The sequence below is a fragment of the Rhizobium halophilum genome (assembly GCF_021648825.1).
GTDB classification, from domain to species: domain Bacteria; phylum Pseudomonadota; class Alphaproteobacteria; order Rhizobiales; family Rhizobiaceae; genus Neorhizobium; species Neorhizobium halophilum.
This window is the reverse complement of sequence record NZ_JAKJHS010000001.1, coordinates 450,010-471,146: the sequence shown is the minus strand read 5'-3', so window position 1 is coordinate 471,146 and position 21,137 is coordinate 450,010. Positions and strand designations below refer to the sequence as shown.

19 protein-coding genes, 1 tRNA gene and 1 pseudogene are annotated in these 21,137 nt (G+C 60.8%); 14 read left to right on the top strand and 7 right to left on the bottom strand.

From position 1 onward, the window contains the following. The first annotated feature begins 54 nt into the window (after positions 1 to 54). The 6 genes from ftsH to LXM96_RS02415 all read left to right on the top strand — a co-directional run bounded on the left by ftsH (position 55) and on the right by LXM96_RS02415 (position 8,799). Entirely contained in the window at positions 55 to 1,986 is a 1,932-nt protein-coding gene (gene ftsH, locus LXM96_RS02440) for an ATP-dependent zinc metalloprotease FtsH (RefSeq protein WP_239996758.1), read from the top strand. Positions 1,987 to 2,190: 204 nt separating this feature from the next. Beyond that, positions 2,191 to 3,543, top strand: coding sequence for a phosphoglucosamine mutase (gene glmM, locus LXM96_RS02435; RefSeq protein WP_239996757.1), 1,353 nt, complete (start codon positions 2,191 to 2,193; stop codon positions 3,541 to 3,543). Positions 3,544 to 3,725: 182 nt separating this feature from the next. Next, entirely contained in the window at positions 3,726 to 4,544 is an 819-nt protein-coding gene (locus LXM96_RS02430) for an outer membrane protein (protein ID WP_239996756.1), read from the top strand. Positions 4,545 to 4,728: 184 nt separating this feature from the next. Beyond that, positions 4,729 to 5,907, top strand: coding sequence for a phosphoserine transaminase (locus LXM96_RS02425; protein WP_239996755.1), 1,179 nt, complete (start codon positions 4,729 to 4,731; stop codon positions 5,905 to 5,907). An 81-nt stretch (positions 5,908 to 5,988) separates the two neighbouring features. Next, a complete protein-coding gene (gene serA / locus LXM96_RS02420) occupies positions 5,989 to 7,584 on the top strand; it encodes a phosphoglycerate dehydrogenase (RefSeq protein ID WP_239996754.1) in 1,596 nt (531 codons plus the stop codon). A gap of 207 nt (positions 7,585 to 7,791) precedes the next feature. Beyond that, on the top strand, positions 7,792 to 8,799 hold the full coding sequence (locus LXM96_RS02415; protein WP_239996753.1) for a Tim44 domain-containing protein: 1,008 nt from the start codon (positions 7,792 to 7,794) through the stop codon (positions 8,797 to 8,799). Here the strand turns inward: LXM96_RS02415 and LXM96_RS02410 are convergent. Next, positions 8,796 to 9,224 (bottom strand): DUF1810 domain-containing protein, encoded by a 429-nt coding sequence (locus LXM96_RS02410; RefSeq protein WP_239996752.1) that lies wholly within the window; start codon positions 9,222 to 9,224, stop codon positions 8,796 to 8,798. The two genes, LXM96_RS02415 and LXM96_RS02410, sit on opposite strands and share 4 nt — an antisense overlap. A 93-nt stretch (positions 9,225 to 9,317) precedes the next feature. Between LXM96_RS02410 and LXM96_RS02405 the strand changes: the two genes are divergently transcribed. The 3 genes from LXM96_RS02405 (at position 9,318) to LXM96_RS02395 (ending at position 11,985) form a co-directional block, all read left to right on the top strand. After that, positions 9,318 to 10,445, top strand: coding sequence for a mechanosensitive ion channel family protein (locus LXM96_RS02405; RefSeq protein ID WP_394801870.1), 1,128 nt, complete (start codon positions 9,318 to 9,320; stop codon positions 10,443 to 10,445). 132 nt (positions 10,446 to 10,577) lie between these two features. Beyond that, positions 10,578 to 11,774, top strand: a complete 1,197-nt coding sequence (gene mnmA, locus LXM96_RS02400; protein WP_239996751.1) for a tRNA 2-thiouridine(34) synthase MnmA — start codon at positions 10,578 to 10,580, stop codon at positions 11,772 to 11,774. Between the two features lie 134 nt (positions 11,775 to 11,908). Then, a tRNA-Met gene (locus LXM96_RS02395) sits at positions 11,909 to 11,985 on the top strand. 160 nt (positions 11,986 to 12,145) lie between these two features. Here LXM96_RS02395 and LXM96_RS02390 read toward each other — a convergent pair. From LXM96_RS02390 to LXM96_RS02375, 4 genes and pseudogenes are all read right to left on the bottom strand, one after another. Next, the gene (locus LXM96_RS02390; protein WP_239996750.1) at positions 12,146 to 12,619 is read right to left on the bottom strand and encodes an Hsp20 family protein; all 474 of its coding nucleotides are present in this window, start codon (positions 12,617 to 12,619) and stop codon (positions 12,146 to 12,148) included. A gap of 324 nt (positions 12,620 to 12,943) precedes the next feature. Then, a complete protein-coding gene (locus LXM96_RS02385) occupies positions 12,944 to 13,453 on the bottom strand; it encodes a DUF421 domain-containing protein (protein ID WP_449619155.1) in 510 nt (169 codons plus the stop codon). Positions 13,454 to 13,586: 133 nt separating this feature from the next. Further along, positions 13,587 to 14,753 (bottom strand): HPP family protein, encoded by a 1,167-nt coding sequence (locus LXM96_RS02380; RefSeq protein WP_239996749.1) that lies wholly within the window; start codon positions 14,751 to 14,753, stop codon positions 13,587 to 13,589. A gap of 118 nt (positions 14,754 to 14,871) precedes the next feature. Continuing rightward, positions 14,872 to 15,357, bottom strand: a pseudogene (locus LXM96_RS02375) (NUDIX domain-containing protein). 201 nt (positions 15,358 to 15,558) lie between these two features. Between LXM96_RS02375 and LXM96_RS02370 the strand changes: the two are divergent. Next, complete coding sequence (locus LXM96_RS02370; protein ID WP_239996748.1) at positions 15,559 to 16,500, top strand: NAD(P)/FAD-dependent oxidoreductase; 942 nt, start codon at positions 15,559 to 15,561, stop codon at positions 16,498 to 16,500. A gap of 58 nt (positions 16,501 to 16,558) precedes the next feature. After that, positions 16,559 to 16,843 carry a hypothetical protein gene (locus LXM96_RS02365; protein WP_239996747.1) on the top strand — a complete coding sequence of 95 codons (285 nt, stop codon included), beginning with the start codon at positions 16,559 to 16,561 and terminating at the stop codon, positions 16,841 to 16,843. Between the two features lie 34 nt (positions 16,844 to 16,877). On the opposite strand, the gene LXM96_RS02360 is transcribed toward LXM96_RS02365, so the two are convergent. Continuing rightward, positions 16,878 to 17,681: an SDR family NAD(P)-dependent oxidoreductase gene (locus LXM96_RS02360; protein WP_239996746.1), complete on the bottom strand. Its 804-nt coding sequence runs from the start codon at positions 17,679 to 17,681 to the stop codon at positions 16,878 to 16,880. Positions 17,682 to 17,869: 188 nt separating this feature from the next. Here LXM96_RS02360 and LXM96_RS02355 point away from each other — a divergent pair, with 188 nt between their 5' ends. Both LXM96_RS02355 and LXM96_RS02350 read left to right on the top strand, forming a co-directional pair. Then, positions 17,870 to 18,304: a DUF983 domain-containing protein gene (locus tag LXM96_RS02355; protein ID WP_239996745.1), complete on the top strand. Its 435-nt coding sequence runs from the start codon at positions 17,870 to 17,872 to the stop codon at positions 18,302 to 18,304. Positions 18,305 to 18,358: 54 nt separating this feature from the next. Then, positions 18,359 to 18,610: a hypothetical protein gene (locus LXM96_RS02350; RefSeq protein WP_239996744.1), complete on the top strand. Its 252-nt coding sequence runs from the start codon at positions 18,359 to 18,361 to the stop codon at positions 18,608 to 18,610. A gap of 69 nt (positions 18,611 to 18,679) precedes the next feature. Here the strand turns inward: LXM96_RS02350 and LXM96_RS02345 are convergent, their stop codons facing one another. Further along, entirely contained in the window at positions 18,680 to 20,059 is a 1,380-nt protein-coding gene (locus LXM96_RS02345; protein WP_239996743.1) for a UDP-glucose dehydrogenase family protein, read from the bottom strand. A gap of 220 nt (positions 20,060 to 20,279) precedes the next feature. On the opposite strand from LXM96_RS02345, the gene LXM96_RS02340 reads away from it, so the two are divergent. Then, positions 20,280 to 21,137 (top strand): SDR family oxidoreductase, encoded by an 858-nt coding sequence (locus LXM96_RS02340; protein ID WP_239996742.1) that lies wholly within the window; start codon positions 20,280 to 20,282, stop codon positions 21,135 to 21,137.

Sequence of the window (21,137 nt, the reverse complement as noted above, 5' to 3'; positions counted from 1 at the left end):
GTTAACGGGCAAGCAAGGCCGCTCCAGGGCTGCCACACACTTCCGGGGAGTTCGATGAACCCAAACTTTCGAAATTTCGCTCTTTGGGCGATCATTGCGCTGCTGCTGATTGCGCTGTTCAGCATGTTCCAGACGGCGCCATCACAGTCGGGCTCTCGGGAGATTCCGTATTCTCAGTTCCTGAGCGAGGTCGATTCTGGCCGCGTGCGGGAGGTCGTGGTCACTGGTAACCGCGTGATCGGCACCTATCAGGAAAATGGCGCCAGCTTCCAGACCTATTCGCCGGTTATCGACGACACGCTGATAGAGCGTCTGCAGTCGCGCGACGTCACGATCGTTGCGCGTCCGGAAACGGATGGTTCATCTGGCTTCCTGAGCTACCTCGGCACGCTTCTCCCCATGCTGCTGATCCTCGGCGTCTGGCTGTTCTTCATGCGCCAGATGCAGGGCGGCTCTCGTGGCGCGATGGGCTTTGGGAAGTCCAAGGCGAAGCTTCTGACGGAAGCACATGGTCGCGTCACTTTTGAAGACGTTGCAGGCGTAGACGAGGCAAAACAGGACCTGGAAGAGATCGTAGAGTTTCTTCGCGACCCGCAGAAATTCCAGCGGCTGGGCGGACGCATACCGCGCGGCGTTCTCCTCGTCGGACCTCCGGGTACGGGTAAGACACTTCTCGCCCGTTCCGTTGCAGGCGAGGCGAACGTCCCCTTCTTCACCATCTCCGGTTCCGATTTCGTCGAAATGTTCGTCGGCGTCGGCGCGAGCCGCGTCCGCGACATGTTTGAGCAGGCCAAGAAGAATGCGCCCTGCATCATCTTTATCGATGAAATCGATGCCGTGGGACGACATCGCGGTGCCGGTCTTGGCGGCGGTAACGACGAGCGGGAGCAGACGCTGAACCAGCTTCTGGTCGAGATGGATGGCTTCGAGGCCAATGAAGGCATCATTCTGATCGCCGCAACCAACCGTCCAGATGTTCTCGACCCGGCACTTCTGCGTCCCGGCCGCTTCGACCGCCAGGTGGTCGTACCGAACCCGGATATCGTCGGGCGCGAACGTATCCTGAAGGTTCATGCACGCAACGTCCCGCTCGCGCCGAACGTCGACCTGAAGGTTCTTGCCCGCGGCACGCCCGGCTTCTCTGGCGCAGACCTGATGAACCTCGTCAACGAGGCGGCACTCATGGCGGCGAGACGCAACAAGCGCGTCGTCACGATGTCCGAGTTCGAGGATGCCAAGGACAAGATCATGATGGGCGCCGAGCGCCGCTCCTCGGCCATGACGGAAGCAGAAAAGAAGCTCACGGCCTACCATGAAGCAGGCCATGCAATCACAGCACTCAAAGTCGCCGTTGCCGATCCCCTGCACAAGGCGACAATCATCCCGCGTGGTCGCGCGCTCGGCATGGTCATGCAGTTGCCTGAGGGCGACCGCTATTCGATGAGCTACAAGTGGATGATCTCCCGTCTGGTGATCATGATGGGCGGTCGTGTCGCGGAGGAACTGACCTTCGGCAAGGAGAATATCACCTCGGGCGCTTCGTCGGACATTGAGCAGGCGACGAAGCTTGCCCGTGCGATGGTCACCCAGTGGGGCTTCTCCGATATCCTGGGGCAAGTTGCCTATGGCGAAAACCAGCAGGAAGTGTTCCTCGGACATTCGGTTTCGCAGTCCAAGAACGTTTCGGAGTCCACCGCGCAGAAGATCGACACCGAAGTGCGTCGCCTCATCGATGAAGCCTATACCGAAGCACGCAGGATCCTGACGGACCATCACGACGAGTTTGTCGCCATCGCTGAAGGGCTGCTCGAGTACGAGACCCTGACCGGCGAGGAGATCAAGGCGCTCATTAAGGGCCAGAAGCCATCCAGAGATGTGGACGAGGCTCCTCCGACAAGAGGATCGGCCGTACCCAGCGCTGGTGCCAAGAAAGATGAGCCCAAGAGCGGTGAAGCAGAAGGTGGACTTGAGCCCCAGCCGCACTGACTGCCTTTGAGGAACGTGAAAAAGGCCATCTGTCCCCCGCAGGTGGCCTTTTGCGTTGGTAACGAGATGTAATCCCTTTTGACGCTATTTTACGTGTCAAACCCGGGTGGATGTGGCATGACCGCAGCCTCCGACGGGCATTGAAAGCTCGATGCGGCATCTGCCGCGGTAGGCGCCATGACGGGCCGTGACGAAGGAGCATGCATGACACGCCGATACTTTGGTACAGATGGCATCCGCGGCCATTCCAATGTCTTCCCGATGACGCCGGATCTAGCGATGCGGGTGGGGATCGCCGTGGGCACGATCTTCCGCAATGGCAATCACCGGCACCGCGTGGTGATAGGCAAGGACACGCGTCTTTCCGGCTACATGCTCGAGAACGCGATGGTGGCCGGATTTACCGCAGCCGGACTGGATGCTTTCGTTCTCGGACCCATTCCGACACCGGCGGTTGCGATGCTGACGCGATCGCTTCGCGCGGACGTGGGCGTGATGATCTCTGCCTCGCACAACCCCTACCAGGACAACGGGATCAAGCTGTTTGGTCCCGATGGCTACAAGCTCTCCGACGAGATCGAAGCCCGGATCGAGGACCTGATCGAGAGGGATCTTTCGCCCCAACTGGCGAAGTCGGCGGATATCGGAAGAGCCAAGCGCATCGACGGCATCGACGACCGGTACGTGGAGCATGCCAAGAGAACGCTGCCCCGCGACGTGACCCTTCAAGGGCTGCGAGTGGTGGTGGATTGTGCCAATGGAGCAGCCTATAAGGTTGCTCCAACAGCGCTCTGGGAGTTGGGCGCCGACGTTGTGACCATCGGCAACGAGCCGAACGGCCGCAACATTAATCTCAACTGTGGCTCGACAAGCCCCGGAAGTCTGCAAAAGAAGGTGCATGAAGTACGGGCAGACATCGGGATCGCGCTCGATGGGGACGCTGATCGCGTCATCATCGTCGACGAGACGGGCGCCATCATCGACGGCGATCAGTTGATGGCGGTTATTGCGGAGAGCTGGGCCGCAGAAGAAAAGCTGCGCGGCGGCGGTATCGTCGCTACCGTTATGTCCAACCTTGGGCTGGAACGTTTTCTTGCGGAGAAGGGGCTGAGCTTGGCCCGCACGAAGGTCGGCGACCGATATGTGGTTGAGCACATGCGCAATCACGACTTCAATCTCGGTGGCGAGCAGTCCGGTCATATCGTCCTGTCCGACTTCGGCACGACTGGGGACGGTCTGGTGGCCGCTCTGCAGATCCTTTCGAGGGTGAAGCGGCTAGGCATCCCGGTCAGCGAGCTGTGCCGCCGCTTTGAGCCGGTGCCCCAACTGCTGAAAAATGTCCGCTTCTCCGGGGGCAGGCCGCTTGAGGATATTATCGTTCAACAGGCCATCGCCGATGCGGAGGCGGAACTGGCCGGTAAGGGCCGCCTTGTCATTCGGCCATCCGGCACGGAGCCACTGATTCGTGTCATGGCAGAGGGCGACGACGAAGGTCAAATAGAGCGCATCGTCAACGGCCTGATAGGTGCCATCTCAAGCGTCCGGACCGCGGCGTAGCGAGCACAGGAAGAACGATCACATAAAAAACCGGCTTCTGGCCGGTTTTTTATTTGGAGTCGTAGTTAACGGCTATAGTTAAGCCACCCTTTACTTTTTCACTTCATTATCCATCGCAGATCAACCCATTGGTACGCCCGCGCGGGTCATGGCCAATGCAGACGAGCTTTGGAGATGAAGCCATGAGTAAGAGCCTGCTTGGGGCTGCCGCATTGGTGCTGTTGGCCGGTGCCGCCCATTCCGCTGATGTCTATCAACCAGAACCGTTGCCATCCATCATGGATGCGCCTGAGATCACCGTGCAGGAGGCGAGCGGCTGGTATCTACGCGGTGACATCGGGTATAGCTTCAATAAGAGCCGGGGCGTTGAGTATTTCCAGGGGAGCAACGATACACTCGTCGACTTCACGAGCGCGTCACTTAAGGATAGCTTCTGGGCAGGCGCTGGCGTCGGCTACCAGGTCAACGGCTACCTCCGGACTGACGTGACGTTCGATCACATGTTCAAGACTGATTTCCGGGGGTCGACCACCGGCCTCTGCGGCGGCGTCACCTGCACTTCAAGCGATGCCTCTGAGATGCGCGCCTACACCCTAATGGCGAACGCTTACGTGGATCTCGGCTCCTACGCCTACTTCACGCCCTATGTCGGCGCAGGTATCGGTGGCTCCTATGTCAAGTGGAACAGGCTGCGTAATACCATCTGCACCGGCGGAACCTGCGACACGACGGAGCACGACGGTGACGGAAGCTGGCGCTTTGCCTATCAGTTGATGGCGGGCGCGTCCTTCGACATCACGTGCAACGTCAAGGGTGACGTCGGCTACCGCTTCCGTCACACCCTCGGGGGCGACATGTTTGGCTATGCCGACAACGGCGGCCCAGGACGTGACAAGGGCTTCTATAGCCACAGCGTCCACGCTGGCGCTCGCTACGTCTTCGGCGGCTGCGACACCCCCGTCAGCTACGAGCCGCCGGTCGAGCCGTTCGTCTACAAATAAGATCGTCGAACGTTTTTCAGCAGAAGGCCGCCGGATCGCTCCGGCGGCTTTTTCGTTTCCCCGCAAGCCCCAGGGTGTAGCCCGGGAGCGTGATTTCCGCTTGACTAGGATGGAAGCGAGGATTAACCACGGCGGCGGGACACTCCTCCCCAACGAGGAGCTTTCTATCTGGAAGGATAGCCATATGAGCGATCTCGCAAAGCCGGACACCCGTCCGAACAATACCCATTTTTCTTCTGGCCCTTGCTCGAAGCGCCCCGGTTGGTCGCTCAAAGCGCTTTCTGATGCTCCGCTCGGTCGTTCGCACCGCGCCAAGATCGGCAAGGCAAAGCTGAAGCAGGCCATCGACCTTACCCGTGAAGTTCTGAACGTGCCGGCGGACTACCGTATCGGCATCGTGCCCGCGTCCGATACCGGGGCCGTCGAGATGGCGCTCTGGTCGCTGCTCGGCGAGCGCGGCGTCGACATGCTATCCTGGGAGAGCTTTGGCGCCGGCTGGGTGACCGATGTCGTCAAGCAGCTGAAGCTGAAGGATGTGCGCAAGTTCGAGGCCGACTACGGCCTGTTGCCGAACCTCGCCGATGTCGATTTCGACCGTGACGTCGTCTTCACCTGGAACGGCACGACTTCAGGCGTTCGCGTGCCGAACGCCGACTTCATTCCGGCGGATCGCAAGGGCCTGACCATTTGCGACGCTACGTCGGCGGCCTTCGCGCAGGACATGGACTTGTCCAAGCTCGACGTCGTCACCTTCTCCTGGCAGAAGGTGCTGGGCGGGGAGGGCGGTCACGGCATGCTGATCCTCTCGCCGCGCGCGGTCGAGAGACTTGAAAGCTATGTTCCTGCCTGGCCGCTGCCGAAAATCTTCCGCATGACCAAGGGCGGCAAGCTGATCGAGGGCATCTTTACCGGCGAGACCATCAACACACCGTCGATGCTCTGCGTCGAGGACTATCTGGATGCGCTCAACTGGGCGAAGTCGCTCGGCGGTCTGAAGACTCTCATTGCCCGCGCCGATGCCAATGCGAAGGTCATCTTTGAGTTTGTTGACCAGAATGACTGGATCGCCAACCTCGCCGTGAAGGACGAGACGCGCTCCAACACCTCCGTCTGCCTGAAGATCGTCGACCCGACGGTCACGGCTCTCGATTCCGACGCCCAGGCGGCATTCGCCAAGGGTATGGTCTCCATCCTCGAGAAGGAGGGAGTGGCCCTCGACATCGGCGCCTATCGCGATGCCCCTTCAGGTCTGCGGATCTGGGCCGGTGCCACGATCGAGACCGCCGATATGGAAGCGCTGATGCCTTGGCTCTCATGGGCATTCGAGACGCAGAAAGCTGCGCTCGCCAAGGCTGCGGCCTGACTTGACGCCTTTCCGGTCCCGCATCAGCGGGATCGGCCCATCCAATCCAGAGACTGAACCCATTTTAAGGGAGCCCACATCATGGCACCTCGCGTACTCGTATCCGACGAACTGTCAGAAACCGCCGTTCAGATCTTCCGCGATCGCGGCGTAGAAGTCGATTTCCAGCCAAAGCTCGGCAAGGACAAGGAAAAGCTCGCCGAGATCATCGGCAACTACGACGGTCTTGCCATCCGTTCCGCCACCAAGGCCACCGAAAAGCTGATCGCCGCGGCGACCAACCTCAAGGTCATTGGCCGTGCGGGCATCGGTGTCGACAATGTCGACATTCCTGCTGCCTCCAAGCGCGGCATCATCGTGATGAATACGCCCTTCGGCAACTCCATCACCACGGCCGAACACGCCATCGCACTGATGTTTGCCGTAGCTCGCCAGCTTCCTGCAGCCGATGCCTCGACGCAGGCTGGTAAGTGGGAAAAGTCGAAGTTCATGGGGGTCGAGATCACCGGCAAGACCCTCGGCGTCATCGGTGCGGGCAATATTGGCGGCATCGTCTGCAAGAAGGCAATCGGGCTTGGCATGCATGTTCTAGCCTATGATCCCTTCCTTTCCGCCGAACGGGCGCAGGAGATGGGCGTCACCAAGGTCGAACTCGATGAACTGCTTGCGAAGGCCGACTTCATCACGTTGCACGTTCCGATGACGGACAAGACGCGCGGTATCCTTGGGAAGGAAGCGCTGGCCAAGACGAAGCCGGGCGTGCGCATCATCAACTGTGCCCGCGGCGGTCTCGTTGATGAGGCAGCGCTTGCAGAGGCCATCAAGGCTGGTCACGTAGCCGGCGCGGGCTTCGACGTTTTCGAGGTTGAGCCTGCTACCGAAAGCCCGCTGTTTGGCCTGCCCAACGTGGTATGCACGCCGCATCTGGGTGCCTCCACGACGGAAGCCCAGGAGAATGTTGCTCTGCAGGTTGCCGAGCAGATGTCCGACTACCTCGTCAAGGGCGCGGTGTCCAACGCCATCAATATGCCGTCGATCACCGCGGAAGAGGCGCCAATCCTGAAGCCCTTCATCCGTCTGGCAGACGTTCTGGGAGCCTTTGCCGGACAGGTGACCGAAAGCCCGATCAAGCAGATCGAGATTCTCTATGACGGTTCCACGGCCAACATGAACACCCGGGCACTCACCAGCGCGCTGCTGGCGGGTCTCATCCGCAACCAGGTGTCGGACGTGAACATGGTTTCGGCGCCGATCATGGTGAAGGAAAAGGGGATCGTGCTTTCCGAAGTCAAGCGCGACAAGACCGGCGTCTATGACGGCTACATCAAGCTGACGGTGACGACGGAAAATCAGACGCGCTCAATTGCCGGCACCGTCTTCTCCGACGGCAAGCCGCGCTTCATCCAGATCAAGGGCATCAACATGGATGCCGATGTCGGTCAGAATATGATCTACATCTCCAACACTGACGTGCCCGGCATGATCGGCTTCATGGGTACGACACTCGGCGAAGGCGGCGTCAACATCGCCAACTTCCAGCTCGGTCGCGACCAGCAGGGTGGCGACGCTATCGCGCTTCTCTATGTAGACGAGCCGGTGAAGCAAGAGGTCCTGGACAGGCTAACGGCCCATCCGGCAATCCGCCAGGCCAAGCCGCTCACGTTCAACGTCGACTGATCGTCCTCCCAAGGACCAGCATGGAAAGCCCGGAGTGACGGATGTCGCTCCGGGCTTTCCCTTGTGCTGCTGCAACCGGCTGCGGGCGCAGTTGTCATAGAAAAAGGCTGTAGACGCGGCGCTCACGGTGGAACTGCTCTTAAAAATCGGGCATCTATCGCTATATGGGGAAAGGTCCGTAGAGTTGCGGACGCAGAGGAGATCAGAATGTTTTCATCCATCCGGCGCTTCAGGCATGTCTTTGCGGTCGCAGCGATCGCCATGGCGGTGTCACTGGCTGCCGTCGATTTCGCCGAAGCGCGTCGTGGCGGCGGCTTCGGTAGCCGTGGTTCGCGCACCTTCAATGCGCCCGCCGTTACCCGGACTGCGCCCAATCAGGCTGCACCGGTTGACCGCACCATGGCGCCGCGCACCCAGCAGCAGAACGCCGCAGCTCCAAACGCTGCGCGTCCGCAGAACCAGAATCGCGGCCTGTTTGGTGGCCTTGCCGGCGGTTTGCTTGGCGGCCTCTTCCTCGGCGGCCTGTTCGGTATGCTCATGGGCTCCGGTTTCGGAGGTGCCGCTGGCTTCCTTGGCATGCTACTGCAGATCGCGCTGATCGCGGGCCTCGCCATGCTGGCCATGCGCTTCTTCGCGCGCCGCCAGCAGCCGGCCGCGTCAGGCCCTGCCGGGACGCACGCTCGCAATGCCTATGAGGCACCGCAGCAGCGCGGTTCGTCCTTCCAGATCCCCAAGATCGGCGGTGGACCGAGTGCTGCGGCTGCCGCAGGCGCGCCGGAAACCGTGCGTTATGCATCGGATGCTACCGATGAGATCGGCATCACCAACCGCGACCTTGGGCAGTTCGAGAAGCTTCTGGCTGAAGTACAGGCCGGTTATGCCGCTGAAGACTATGCGGCTCTGCGGGCCATCACGACTCCAGAGGCGATGTCCTACCTCGCCGAGGAGCTTGGCGAGAATGCAACCAAGGGACTGAAGAACGAGGTCCGCGACGTGACGCTGCTTCAGGGTGATCTTTCCGAGGCCTGGCGCGAGAACGGGCAGGAGTATGCGACCGTCGCAATGCGTTATTCCAGTGTCGACTTCATGCGCGATCGCAATACCGGCGCCGTGGTCGAAGGGGATTCGGAGAATGCAACCGAAACCGTGGAGGTCTGGACCTTCGTTCGCAAGATGGGCGGCGAGTGGCAGTTGTCGGCGATCCAGGTCGCCTAACGAAGAATCGTGAGCGTCCGTTGGTCACGCTCACCTTCGTAGAAGACTTCAAGGGCTCGCTCGAAAAGCGAGCCCTTTTGCGTGGCGGCTTGAAACAGCGTCATGCTGCTCTTGAATTTCAGGTCATCGGGCGAGCCGAGGATGTCGTGGGCGCTCTTGCCCGAATGAAGAAGCATCATGTTCGTGCACTGCTCCAGGCGGGGGGCCAGCAGCGGGTGCAGGAGGTAGCCCTGCGCTTCCTCCAGAGACCTGATGGCATAGTGGCGCGCCGTGGGCGAGGTGCCGAGGCCATCCAGTTGCGGAAAGATGAACCACATCCAGTGTGACCGTTTTCGCCCATCGCCGAGTTCCAGGAGCACCTGGCGATAAACCGACTCTTGGGCGGCGACGAAGCGCTCGAGATTGAAGTCGTCTCCGATGTTCAAGTCTCTCCTCCGTGTTTGCCATGCCAACGCCGGAACAAGGGAAATGTTGCCGCGGGGGTTTTCCATGCCGCATCGCACCCTAACCTAACAGGCATGGAAGCACGTCTGGAACAATATATTCACCAATTCGTCCGCTGGATGCCTGATCCGATCCTCAGCATCCTGATTCTGCTCGTGTCGTTCGTCCTCGGGCTGCTCCTCCACACGGTCATCTTCCGGACCTCCACCCGGTTGGCCGAAAAGCGTGATCTTTTCTGGCGCTCTCTTGTTCAACGTACGCGGCGACCGCTGCGGCTCGCCATTCTGACCTGGACGTTGTCGCTGGGCGTAGTGGCCGCGCCCCTGAACAACAATCAGGAGAGCTTGCTTCGGCACATACTGCTTCTCTGCTTCATCGTTGTTGTCGGCTGGATGGCGAGAACCGCGCTGCACATCTGGACGACCGTCTACCTGCGACGCTTCAAGCTCGATGCAGAGGACAACCTGCTCGCCCGCAAGCATGTGACCCAGGCGCGGATCATGGAGCGGGTGGCGGCCACTGTCATTATTGCCCTCACTGTTTCCGCAGTGCTGATGACCTTCCCGGGTATTCGCCAGTACGGTGTGTCGCTGATGGCATCTGCCGGTGTTGCCGGTATCGTTCTTGGCCTGGCGCTGCAGCCTGTCCTCAAGAACCTCTTTGCCGGCATTCAGCTTGCCATCACCCAGCCGATCCGCATCGATGATGCGCTGCTCGTCGAGGGCGAATGGGGCAAGATCGAGGAAATCACCTCCACCTATGTGGTGGTCAAGCTTTGGGATTGGCGCCGCCTGATTTTGCCTCTCGGCTACTTCATTGAAAAGCCGTTCCAGAACTGGACGCGTGAAGGAGCGGCACTCATCGGCACGGTGATCATCTATCTCGACTACAGCGTTCCGGTGGGCGAGATCCGCCGCAAGGTCGAGGAAATTGCCGCAGCGTCGCCACTATGGGACCGGGACGTGGTCAACGTGGCCGTGACCGATTTCAAGGAAAGCGTCATGGAGGTTCGCATCCTCGTCTCGGCAGCCAACGCTGGAAGTGCCTTCGACCTGCGTTGCGAGGTTCGCGAAAAGCTGATCGACTTCATCCAAGATGCCTACCCCTCCAGCCTGCCGAGGGTCCGCGCGGAAGGTACGATGGATGCAACCGGCAATGCGGCTGCCGCGGAAGTCTCGCAGAGGGCGTCGCTGCAATCGTAAGGGAGAGGCTGCGCCTTGCATGGCCGGCCATTCCTTTCTATATCCGGCCTCACAATCTTCCCGCGGCCGATCCCGCTGGAGACCTGTTGCGCCGCTTCGATGCAGACCGGCGGCTGAACGAAGAGAGTTCCTGTGAGTACGCTGGATTTTGACAAGAGGCCGGAAGATACCCGCGTTGTGGTCGCCATGTCCGGTGGCGTGGATTCCTCCGTCGTTGCGGGGTTGCTGAAGCGCCAGGGCTACGACGTGCTGGGCATCACGCTGCAACTCTACGATCATGGCGCCGCAGTCCATCGCGCCGGCTCTTGCTGTGCGGGCCAGGACATTGACGACGCCCGACGTGTCTCCGAAACGCTCGGCATACCGCACTACGTGCTCGATTATGAGAAGCGCTTCCGCGACGCAGTGATCAACCCGTTTGCCGAAGCCTATGCAATGGGCGAGACGCCGATCCCCTGCGTCGCCTGCAACCAGACGGTCAAGTTCGCGGACCTCCTGGCGACGGCAAAGGAACTTGGCGCCGACGCGCTGGCGACCGGTCACTACATCCGCTCGCGGCCGAACCCGGCACCGGACAATCCGGGCCGTCGCGCGCTCTACCGGCCGATCGACAGCGATCGAGACCAGAGCTGGTTCCTGTTTGCGACGACCCAGGAGCAGATAGACTACCTGCGTTTTCCGCTCGGGGGCATGTCGAAGGCGGAGGTGAGAGCGCTTGCCGAGGACATGGGGCTGGTCGTCGCCAAGAAGGCAGACAGCCAGGATATCTGCTTCGTGCCGCAGGGACGCTACACCGACATCATCAACAAGGTGAAGCCGAATGCAGCGCTCGGCGGTGACATCGTCCACATCGACGGGCGCGTGCTTGGTCGGCACGAGGGCATCCTCCATTATACGATCGGCCAGCGTCGTGGCATTGGGGTTGCCACCGGAGATCCGCTCTATGTCGTTTATCTCGATGCGCGCGGACGCAGGGTGATCGTTGGCCCCAAAGAAGCGCTTGATACGCGCCGCGTCTACCTGCGTGACGTGAACTGGATTGGCGACCGTACGCTGCAGGAAGATGCACAGGATGGCTTCTTCTGCTTTGCAAAAGTGCGCTCGACCCGCCCGCCGACCCCTGTGACGCTTCATTGCGACGAGAAGGGGATCTATGTCGATCTGACGGTTGGGGAAGCCGGTGTGGCGCCGGGCCAAGCCTGCGTGCTTTATTCCGCGGAAGGCGCGGATGCCCGTGTCTGGGGCGGTGGCTTCATCGAGCGATCGGAGCGGGCAGCGGAGGCTGAGGCGTCACTGCAAGCTCTTCTGTCGACCCCCGTCGCGGCTTGAGTGGGGCACCCTAAAGGCGCCGTCTTTCAAGGACAAATTGGAGAAAGCGTGCTTGACACTGCCGCGAGGCCAGCTTTATAAGCCGCACATCCAAACGGACCCGACGTTCAGCCCGCTGAACCTCAGGGTCTTGTGGCGGGGTAGCTCAGGTGGTTAGAGCAGCGGAATCATAATCCGCGTGTCGGGGGTTCAAGTCCCTCTCCCGCTACCATCTCTTACGATTCAGCTTCGGGATTTGCGGCGTAGTACGGGAGGTTCCTGCAGAGGGGCCCGATCTGCTCGGTATTCGTCTGGTCCATCAAGCCTTTGTCAGGCCCGCATCACGCGGGCCTGACACCGGCGATCTTCCCTACCTATGACGTTCGATGATCTTAAGCGACCTGCTTGTCGGCTTCGATCTGTAGCGGCGGCGCCGTCGTTCCCGATGCATCCCCGATCGCGATCCGCCGGGGTTTCATCGCCTCAGGGACTTCCTGCTTCAAGACAATTCGAAGGAGCCCGTCAGCGAGGCTTGCCGTTTTAACATGGACGTGGTCAGCAAGCTCGAAGCGCCGCTCGAATGACTGGCCGCTGATCCCTCGGTGTAGGTACTCACCTTCCTTCTTCTCTGCCTTGCCGCCCTTGATGACCAGGACGTTGCGCTCCTGGGTGATGTCAAGATCGCTCTGGCTAAAGCCTGCCACTGCCATCGTGATCTCGTACTGGTCATCGCCAAGCTTCACGATGTCGTAGGGTGGCCATAGATCAACTGCCTGTAGCCGTTGTGCATTGTCGAGCAGATTAAAGAGACGGTCGAAGCCGATGCTGGACCGAAAGAGGGGGGTGAAGTCGAGTTCCGTTCTCATTACCATATCCTCCGTAAAGCAACATGGATTGGAGACGCCACCGAAAACCTGCGTCTCCGGTCTATCGGCCCCAATATGGCTGCCGATGCGATAGATCTGGTTGGCGAAAAATGCCTGTTCAAGAACCTTCGGAAAAAATTTTTGGACCGCGTTCCTGCGCTGGATCAGGACCCGGCGCAGTGCGTCTTCTTCTACCTCTACAAGCGCCTGGATTTCTCCTCTGACAGCCGGGCGGCCAAAACCGCTGTTCCAACCCCGGTTCTCCAGTGTCCGGCAACCGGCCTTTCCGGGCATAGCCAACAACGAAAGAGAGGTTTTTTCCTGTTATTCCGATTTGCGGATGACGCTGACAGAGCCGTCGCTTTCCAGGATCACGGCTTCTGCCTGTTTCAATCCATCGAGTCCCTGGGATCGCACGGCCGACAGTACCTCGTCTTCCGTCAGTCGCTGGTGGAGCAGGGCGTCGCTGCAGAACTCGCCGCTCCGTGCGAGAAGGGTTGGTTGCGAACGGATCAACTTGGCGAAGCCGTGGGACCTGACGGAAAGAAACGTCACCAGATATTGCAGGCCAATCAGGAGGCCGAGGGCGACCGCACCTTCGGTGAGGGCAATGGATTTCTGAAGGAGGATGGACGCAAGGGTGGAGCCAAGAGCCACGGTCACCACAAGATCGAAGGCGTTCAGCTTGGCCAGCGTGCGCTTGCCAGAAATCCGGATGAACAGGATGAGCACGACATAAGCAAGGACTCCGACGACAAGCGTCCTCACCACGTTTTCCCATCCTTGAAAGAACAATTCGCTCCAGTCCAATATATCCCTCCCTCCATTGAACATGTGCAACAGCCGGCGGCGCAGTTGGTTCCGCTTATCGTGGGAGGGGCAAGGCCTCCGTCACCCCGGAATACGGACATTTTGCGCAGGTCGGGCGGCCGCCATGCTCTCGCGCTTACCGCAGTGGTGTCTGGGATCAGACCGCTTCGGCAAGGCTCGTGGCAGTACCACGCCCGCTCTGGAACAGGGCGGCGATGAGGTCCGATTGTGTGATGATGCCGACGACATGGTTGTCGTGGTCGACGACCGGCATGTGATGCAGCCCCATGTCTGCCATTGGCGGCACCAGCTTGGCGATCATTGTTTCCGGAAGGGCGGATTGGACGCGACGCGTCATGATGTCTTCGACGGTGCGCGGCACGCCGCTGCGGCGAACGAGTTGCCCTGCCTGGATGCGCAGGCTCAAGCCGCCGCGCTCGTTGAGCATGGACATCCGCATGAAGTCGGTCTGGGTCACGATCCCGACAAGCTCGCGGTCGACCGTTACCACCGGGAGTGCCTTGATGTGGGCCTGTGCCAGCAATCGCCATGCCGCCTTGATAGGGGTCTCTGGCTCGACCGTGAGAACGTCTCGGGACATGATCTCGCCGCAGGTACTCTCACCCGAACGGCGCTCATAGGCGCGAATCTGCGCCTGATGGAGCAGGGCATCCAGGTCATCCAGGCTGATGTTGACCACTTCGTCATACTGTTCCAGCACCGCCCGGATATCGCCGGGGACCACGCCGATACGTTGTGAGGGCAGGGCATCGGCGGTGCCGTGTGTGTTGGTTGCACCCGACGGCGCAAGATGAGGATACCGCCGCCCGGTAGCATTGTTGAAGGCATAGGCGCTGACAAGCAGCAGCACGGAATTGAGACCCACAGGGGACAGCACGAACCAGTAGCCCCAATCATGGATCGCGCTGCCGGCAAGGACGGCGGTGAGTGCGACTGCGCCGCTTGGCGGGTGCAGGCAGTTGAGCAGCAGCATGCAAGCGATCGAGGAGGCGATGGCGGTACTTGCGGCCAACACGGGATCGTCGATCAGGAGAGCACAGGTGACTCCAATCGTCGCCGACACAAGGTTGCCGCCGAGGACCGACCAGGGTTGCGCCAGCGGGCTGCTCGGAGCGGCAAAGAGAAGGACCGCCGACGCGCCCATGGGCGCGATCAGCAACGGGAAGCTGCTGCCGGCGCCCAGGAGCATCTCGCTCAGCAGCCCCGTAAGCAAGATCCCTACCAGCGCCCCCAGCGAGGCACGGATGCGCTCGGCCGGGCTGACAGGGACGATCAGGGGGTTGAGGCGACGGAAAAACGACATTGGGAAGACCGCGTGAAGGGAGCTTCCGATTAGCAGAGCTTCTGCCGCAGCAATAGGCAGAATGCCCTAATTTTCATCCGCGACGGAAAACAACGTTCTGTCAGGCTGAACAGCGCCTTCACTTGCTCCCGCCAGATGCCGCTAGCCACGTCTCCAGATCATCGAGCATGGGAGCCTGTCCCTTGAGGATTTTGTGGCGCGCTTCGTCCAGCGGAAACCAGGCTGCACGGTCGATCTCCGGGAAGCTTTGCAAGCGCCCGGAGCGGGGCGGCCATTCCATTTCAAAGCCATTGCTGACGATGGCTGCTGTATCGATCGCTGCCTATGGCTCCACAGCCCAGACCAGAACCAGCTTGCCGCCCGGCTGCGTGTAGCTGCCGAGCCAGTGGAATTCGCCGCAGATCTTCAGGCCAAGTTCTTCTGTCGTTTCCCGCTGTGCTGCAAGAAGCGGATCCTCGTCCGCTCCAACGAGCCCTTTGGGGATTGTCCAGGCGCCTGCGTCCTTGCGGTGCCAGAAGGGGCCGCCGGGATGGCCGAGCAGAACCTCGGCGCGGCGATTGCCCGTGTGGCGAAAGATCAGCAACCCGGCACTCTTCCTCGCCATTCCCATTCCTTTTATTTTGACACGTTCAACGGGTGCTGAGGGCGGAAGTTGCAGCGACTGCTATAACCATTGTCCGCCCGTGCAGGACGACCATGCCATGGTGGCCGCTGACGTGCGTCTCCATGACTGTGCAGCACGTGCGCCTCGGAACACCGAGCCGGCGGCGGAGTTAACGCGCTTGCTGAAAATGCGGAGAAGGACGTGTCTGTAGCCACATCGCCCAACGGAACACTCTCTCGGGTTCCCTTTGATTGTCTCGTGATCGGCGGAGGTCCCGGCGGCATGACGGCCGCGATCTACTTAGCACGGATGAACCGGAAGGCCTTGCTGGTGGACGGCGGGCGCAGCCGGGCCAGACTCATCCCACGGTCCTATAATCACCCCGGGTTCCCCGGGGGCGTGAAGGGGCGCGATCTGCTCGCTCGCATGCGCGAGCAGATGCAGGAACTCGGGGTTCCGGTGGTCGATGGTGCGGTAACGAAGCTTGAGAAGACGCAGGACGGTTTCTTCCAGGCGGAGATCAGCGGTCGTGCCGTTGCCGGCCAAAACATCATCCTGGCGACCGGGTTGGAGGATAACCTGCCGCCGCTGCCCGATCCCTACGATCTTGTTTCGGAGGGCTATCTGCGGATCTGTCCGATCTGCGACGGCTACGAGATTGCTGGCCGCCCGGTTGCGGTCATCGGGGCCAGTATGCGCGCCGTCGCGGAAGCCCGCTTTCTCAAGACGTTTACGAGCTCGATCTTCATCCTTACGCTGGGGCAGGCGCCCAAGTGGGATGATGCGACGGCTGCCTCACTGCAGGACGACGATATTGATGTCCTTTCGGCACCGCTAGGGAATGTTTCCAAAACAGGGACCGGAGATGTCGATCTCCAGTTGGAGGGGGGGCAGCAACTTCACGGCATCGTGCTCTATACTGCCCTCGGTGTCCGGCCCCGCTCGCAACTGGCGGCGCAACTGGGCGTTCGTCTGGAGGAGGACGGCCGGATTACTACGGGATCGCACCAGGAGACGAATATTGACGGCTGCTTTGCCGCCGGAGATGTGGTTACAGGCCTCAACCAGCTGGGCGTGGCCATGGCCCACGGCGAGATCGCGGCCGTGACGGTCCACAACCGGCTGCGCAGCGGGACGGCGTGATCGGGAACCCGTGAGGCCGGCTGCCGTTCTGCAGCGACAGGGAAAGGCAAGGTCAACGATGAAGAAGATGGCATCGATTTCCGCTCTGGCGCTCCTTCTGAGCGCTTGTACGACATACGTCGCCACGACGTCGCCGGCACTTGAGCCCATCCCGGGCAGCATCACCTACGGTGGCCAGCCGCGCACCCGGCTGACCAAGGCGCCGATCGGGAGCCCAATCTCTCACGAATTCCGCAACGAGTTCGGGCAACGGGTCGTGGAACGCTATGTGATCCAGCCCGATCGCAGCCTGAGGCTGGTTTCCCGGCGTGTTTATCGTGACTGGCTGTTCGGCGACGACTGACGGATGGAGAGGCTCGACACGAGTTCCTTGCTCGTCAATTGGATTTCCCGCTGCCTGGCTCCGCCATCTTTCGATGCTGGCCCGCCAGCACAGCTGCTGGCGTGACGTTGGCGGCTGCCGACATCATCTTGTTTTTCATTCCGGCAACGACATCACCTTCGCCGTTCATCATCGCCTTGAAGCCGACCTTCGCCACGAAAGCCGGATCATCCTTCTTGCCCTGGCCGACCGCAGTGTCCAGAAGGTCCGCCCGTTCAAAAAACTCGGTTTCCGTCGGCCCCGGCATCAGACAGGTGACGGTTATGCCGCTGCCTTTCAGTTCCTCCCGAAGAGCAAAGGAGAAGCTGTTGATGAAGGCTTTGGTGCCATTGTAGATCGCCTGAAAGGCGCCGGGCATGAAGCCGGCAATCGAGCCGGTAAAAAGGATGCGGCCGGATCCGCGCGTGCGCATGCGGTTGCCAATGGCGTGCACGAGGTGGATGGTCCCGGTGATGTTCGTATCCACAACCCGTTGAGCGTCATCCGGATCCTCGTCCAGAAAGCCATGGCCCAGCCCTCGGCCGGCGTTCGCCATCAGCAGATCGATGGGTCGGCCCAAGGAGGAGATGCCGTCGACGAAACGGCGGACACCTTCGCGGGTTGCAAGATCAACCTGCATCGCTTCTACCTGAACGCCGAATTCCCTCAGCTTGGCCGCGGCCTCCTGAATACGGGGTTCGTCGGCGGCAATGGCGAGATCATAGCCATCTTGCGCGGCACATTTTGCGAGTTCAAAACCGATGCCGGTTGATGCGCCTGTGACAACGGCCAATCCATTTCCTGTGTCCACGGGGTTCATGCTCGTCTCCTGAGGATGCGGGGCGGGTTGAGTGGAGGATCTCTTTTGCTGCGTTGAACAGGAAGCGAGGTCAAAGGTTCCTCTTCAGTGTCATCGGAAGCGGGTCACATTGCCGCGTGCTGGCGGAAACACTTGATGGCGGTGCCGGTTGGACGGTATCGCATCCAGGAATCTTGGAAGGACTGGACATGACATCTGACGCCCAATGGGCCCCCCTGTCACCCTACAGCACAGGCGTGCGAGGTCGCTGCCCGCGTTGCGGCCAAGGTCATCTGTTCGATGGCTTCCTGAAGCTGCGTCCCAACTGCGAAGTCTGCGGCCTCGATTACTCCTTTGCCGATCCGGCCGATGGTCCCGCCTTCTTCGTCATCTGCTTCGCCTGCGTCCCGAGCGTTGCGCTGGCAGTCTGGATCGAAGTGGCGTTCCAGCCGCCGTTCTGGGTTCACCTGTTGACCTCTCTGCCTTTCATGCTGCTGACCTGCATTCCGCCTCTTCGACCCCTCAAGGGATGGCTCGTTGCGAGCCAGTATTTCTACAAGGCAGAGCAGGGGAAGTGGGATCGTTCAAGTCACCCGCAGAATCCCTCGGCGGCGGCGCCGGAACCTTTGCAACCTGAGGAATAGTCGGAACTTTTATCGGCTGAACTAATTCGTCAGGTAGCCAGCAGGGAGCCTGACATGCTTGATGTAGAAAATAACAACGACCGGGAAGCTCACCGTAGAGCGCTTGCCGTGGAGGGAGCACTTTTGCTCCTCATCGACGGGTTGGCGGCACGCGGCACCATTTCGGCCGACGAGGCGGAGGACATGCTGCGCATCCTTTCCAAGAGCAGCGACTTTTCCGCCGCGCGTGCGTCCGGCTCGCTCAGGATCGTAGACCAGTTACGGCGCCTGCGTGGGGGCGACGGCTTGGTAACCCCCGGCGCGTGAACGAGCGTCCCTGTCAAAGAAAAGGGCGCGGCCCCGGCCGCGCCCTTTTCTTGTGCTTGTTGCAGAATGTCACGCCGGAGCAGCTGCGATCTCGCTCCAATCGCCGCTTCCGGCACCGGTCGGTTGGCTGTGGATGCTGGAAATGGGGGCGGCGGGGCGCCTGCCGGTAGCTATGTATCTCAGGCCATGGCGGTTAACCTCTTCGGCCGCAAAGAGATTGCGAAAATCAAGAAGACTGCGGCCCGCCATCGCCTTCGCCAGGCGTGCCAGGTCGAGCGCTGCATATTCCTCCCATTCGGTCAGGATTACCACTGCATCGGCATTGGTGGCGGCTTCATAGGGGCAGTCGGCCCACGAAATTCCTTTCAGATGCCGTTCCGTCTCGTGGCGGGCTTTCGGATCATGGGCGGTGATCTTTGCGCCAGCCTTCTTCAGAAGCGGGATGACCGTAAGCGCAGCCGAGTCGCGCACATCGTCCGTATTCGCCTTGAAGGCCGTGCCGAGGATGGCAACGCGCCTGCTGCCTGCCTTAAGTTCTGAAAGGATACGATCCGACAGCGCCGCCTTGCGTGCCTCGTTGCGCTCGATCAACGTCTCGACAATCAACTGCGGCTGCCCATAGCGGCGCCCGATGGCGGCAAAGGCGCGCGTGTCCTTCGGGAAGCAAGAGCCCCCGAAGCCAGGCCCGGCATTGAGGAACGCGCGGCCGATCCGGTGGTCCAGTCCAATGCCGTCTGCAACGGCGGCCACGTCTCCTCCTGCCGCCTCACAAAGATCCGCGACCTCGTTGATGAAGCCGATCTTCAAGGCAAGAAAGGCATTGGCCGCATATTTGATCATTTCCGCATTGGTGGTGTTGGTGGCGACAAATGGAACACCCTTCGCCCGTAGCGGCTCGTAGAGGAGCGCCAGAACCTCTGCCGCGCGACGGTCGTCGGCTCCCGCTACGATCCGATCCGCCTCAAGAAAGTCCCGGATCGCGGAGCCTTCCCGCAGAAATTCCGGATTGGAGGCGACATGAACGTCGTCCCTGCCGCGCACCTCTGTCACCAGTTCGCGTACCAATTTCGCCGTGCCGGCGACGACAGTGGACTTGATGACGATCACGGCATCCGGCTTCAGCAGCGGGGCAAGACCAACCGCAGCGTTCTTCACATAGGAGAGGTCGATGTCGCCATTGGGCGCAGAGGGGGTGCCAACCGCGATGAAGGCAAGCTGCGCATGAGGCGCAACTTCTGCCAGATCATCCGAAAAGGATAGACGACCGGCAGAGACAAGCTTGCCGATCAGTTCCGACAAGCCCGGTTCGTAGATCGGTATCTCTGCCCGCTTCAGCCTCGCCACCTTCGAAGCGTCGTTGTCCACGCAGGTGACCCTGTGCCCAAGTTCGGCAAGGCAAGCACCGGTGGTCAATCCCACATATCCCGCTCCGATCATGATGACGTCCATGCTGCCTCTCCTTCGCCGGTATTCGGTTGCAGTCCGCCCCTCCGGCAGCTGCAGAAGAACGAGAAACACGGTCGGAAGCAGAGAGTTCCGGAAGAAGACACTGTTGTTGAAGTTATTGAAGAAGATGCGGCCGCTGGGGCCAGGTATCTGACATTCCTTGGGAACCTAGCGCAGGGGGCTCGGGTTGGGCGGGCAACCCATCAAAGCAGAAGAGGACGCCATGAGCCACTATCCCAAGCCGCCGTTTCCGGAAAAGACGCAGCCGATGCCAGGCCGTACGGCAGACATGCAGCCCATTCCTGACCACGGCGAAGAAAGCTATCGCGGCTCCGGTCGACTGAAGGGGCTAAAGGCCGTGATTACGGGCGGCGACAGCGGCATTGGCCGCGCTGTGGCGATCGCCTATGCACGAGAAGGTGCCGATGTGCTGATCTCTTATCTGGAGGAGGACGATGACGCGCAGGAGACCAAACGGCATGTCGAGGAGGCGGGACGCAAGGCCATCCTGATGCCCGGCGATATTCAGTCGGCGGAGCATTGCCGCAGAATCATCGACACAGCCGTCAGCGAACTCGGCGGCATCGATATCCTTGTCAACAATGCGGCGCATCAGGCGACCTTATCTTCGATCGAAGACATCACTGACGAGGAATGGGAACTGACCTTCCGGGTCAACATCCATGCGATGTTCTACCTCACCAAGGCTGCCGTGCCGCACATGAAGCCGAACAGCTCGATCATCAACACGGCATCGATCAATTCGGATTCCCCAAGCCCCACCCTGCTTGCCTACGCCACCACCAAGGGCGCGATCCAGAATTTCACCGCGGGCCTCGCGCAGCTGCTTGCGGAAAAGGAAATCCGAGCGAATGCGGTTGCCCCGGGGCCGATCTGGACGCCACTCATCCCGTCCACAATGACAGGCGATCGGCTGACGCAGTTTGGCAAGCAGGTGCCGATGCAGCGGCCGGGGCAGCCAGCTGAACTTGCGACCGCCTACGTCATGCTTGCAGATCCGCTGTCCAGCTACGTTTCCGGCGCGACCATTGCCGTAACCGGCGGAAAGCCGATTCTGTGA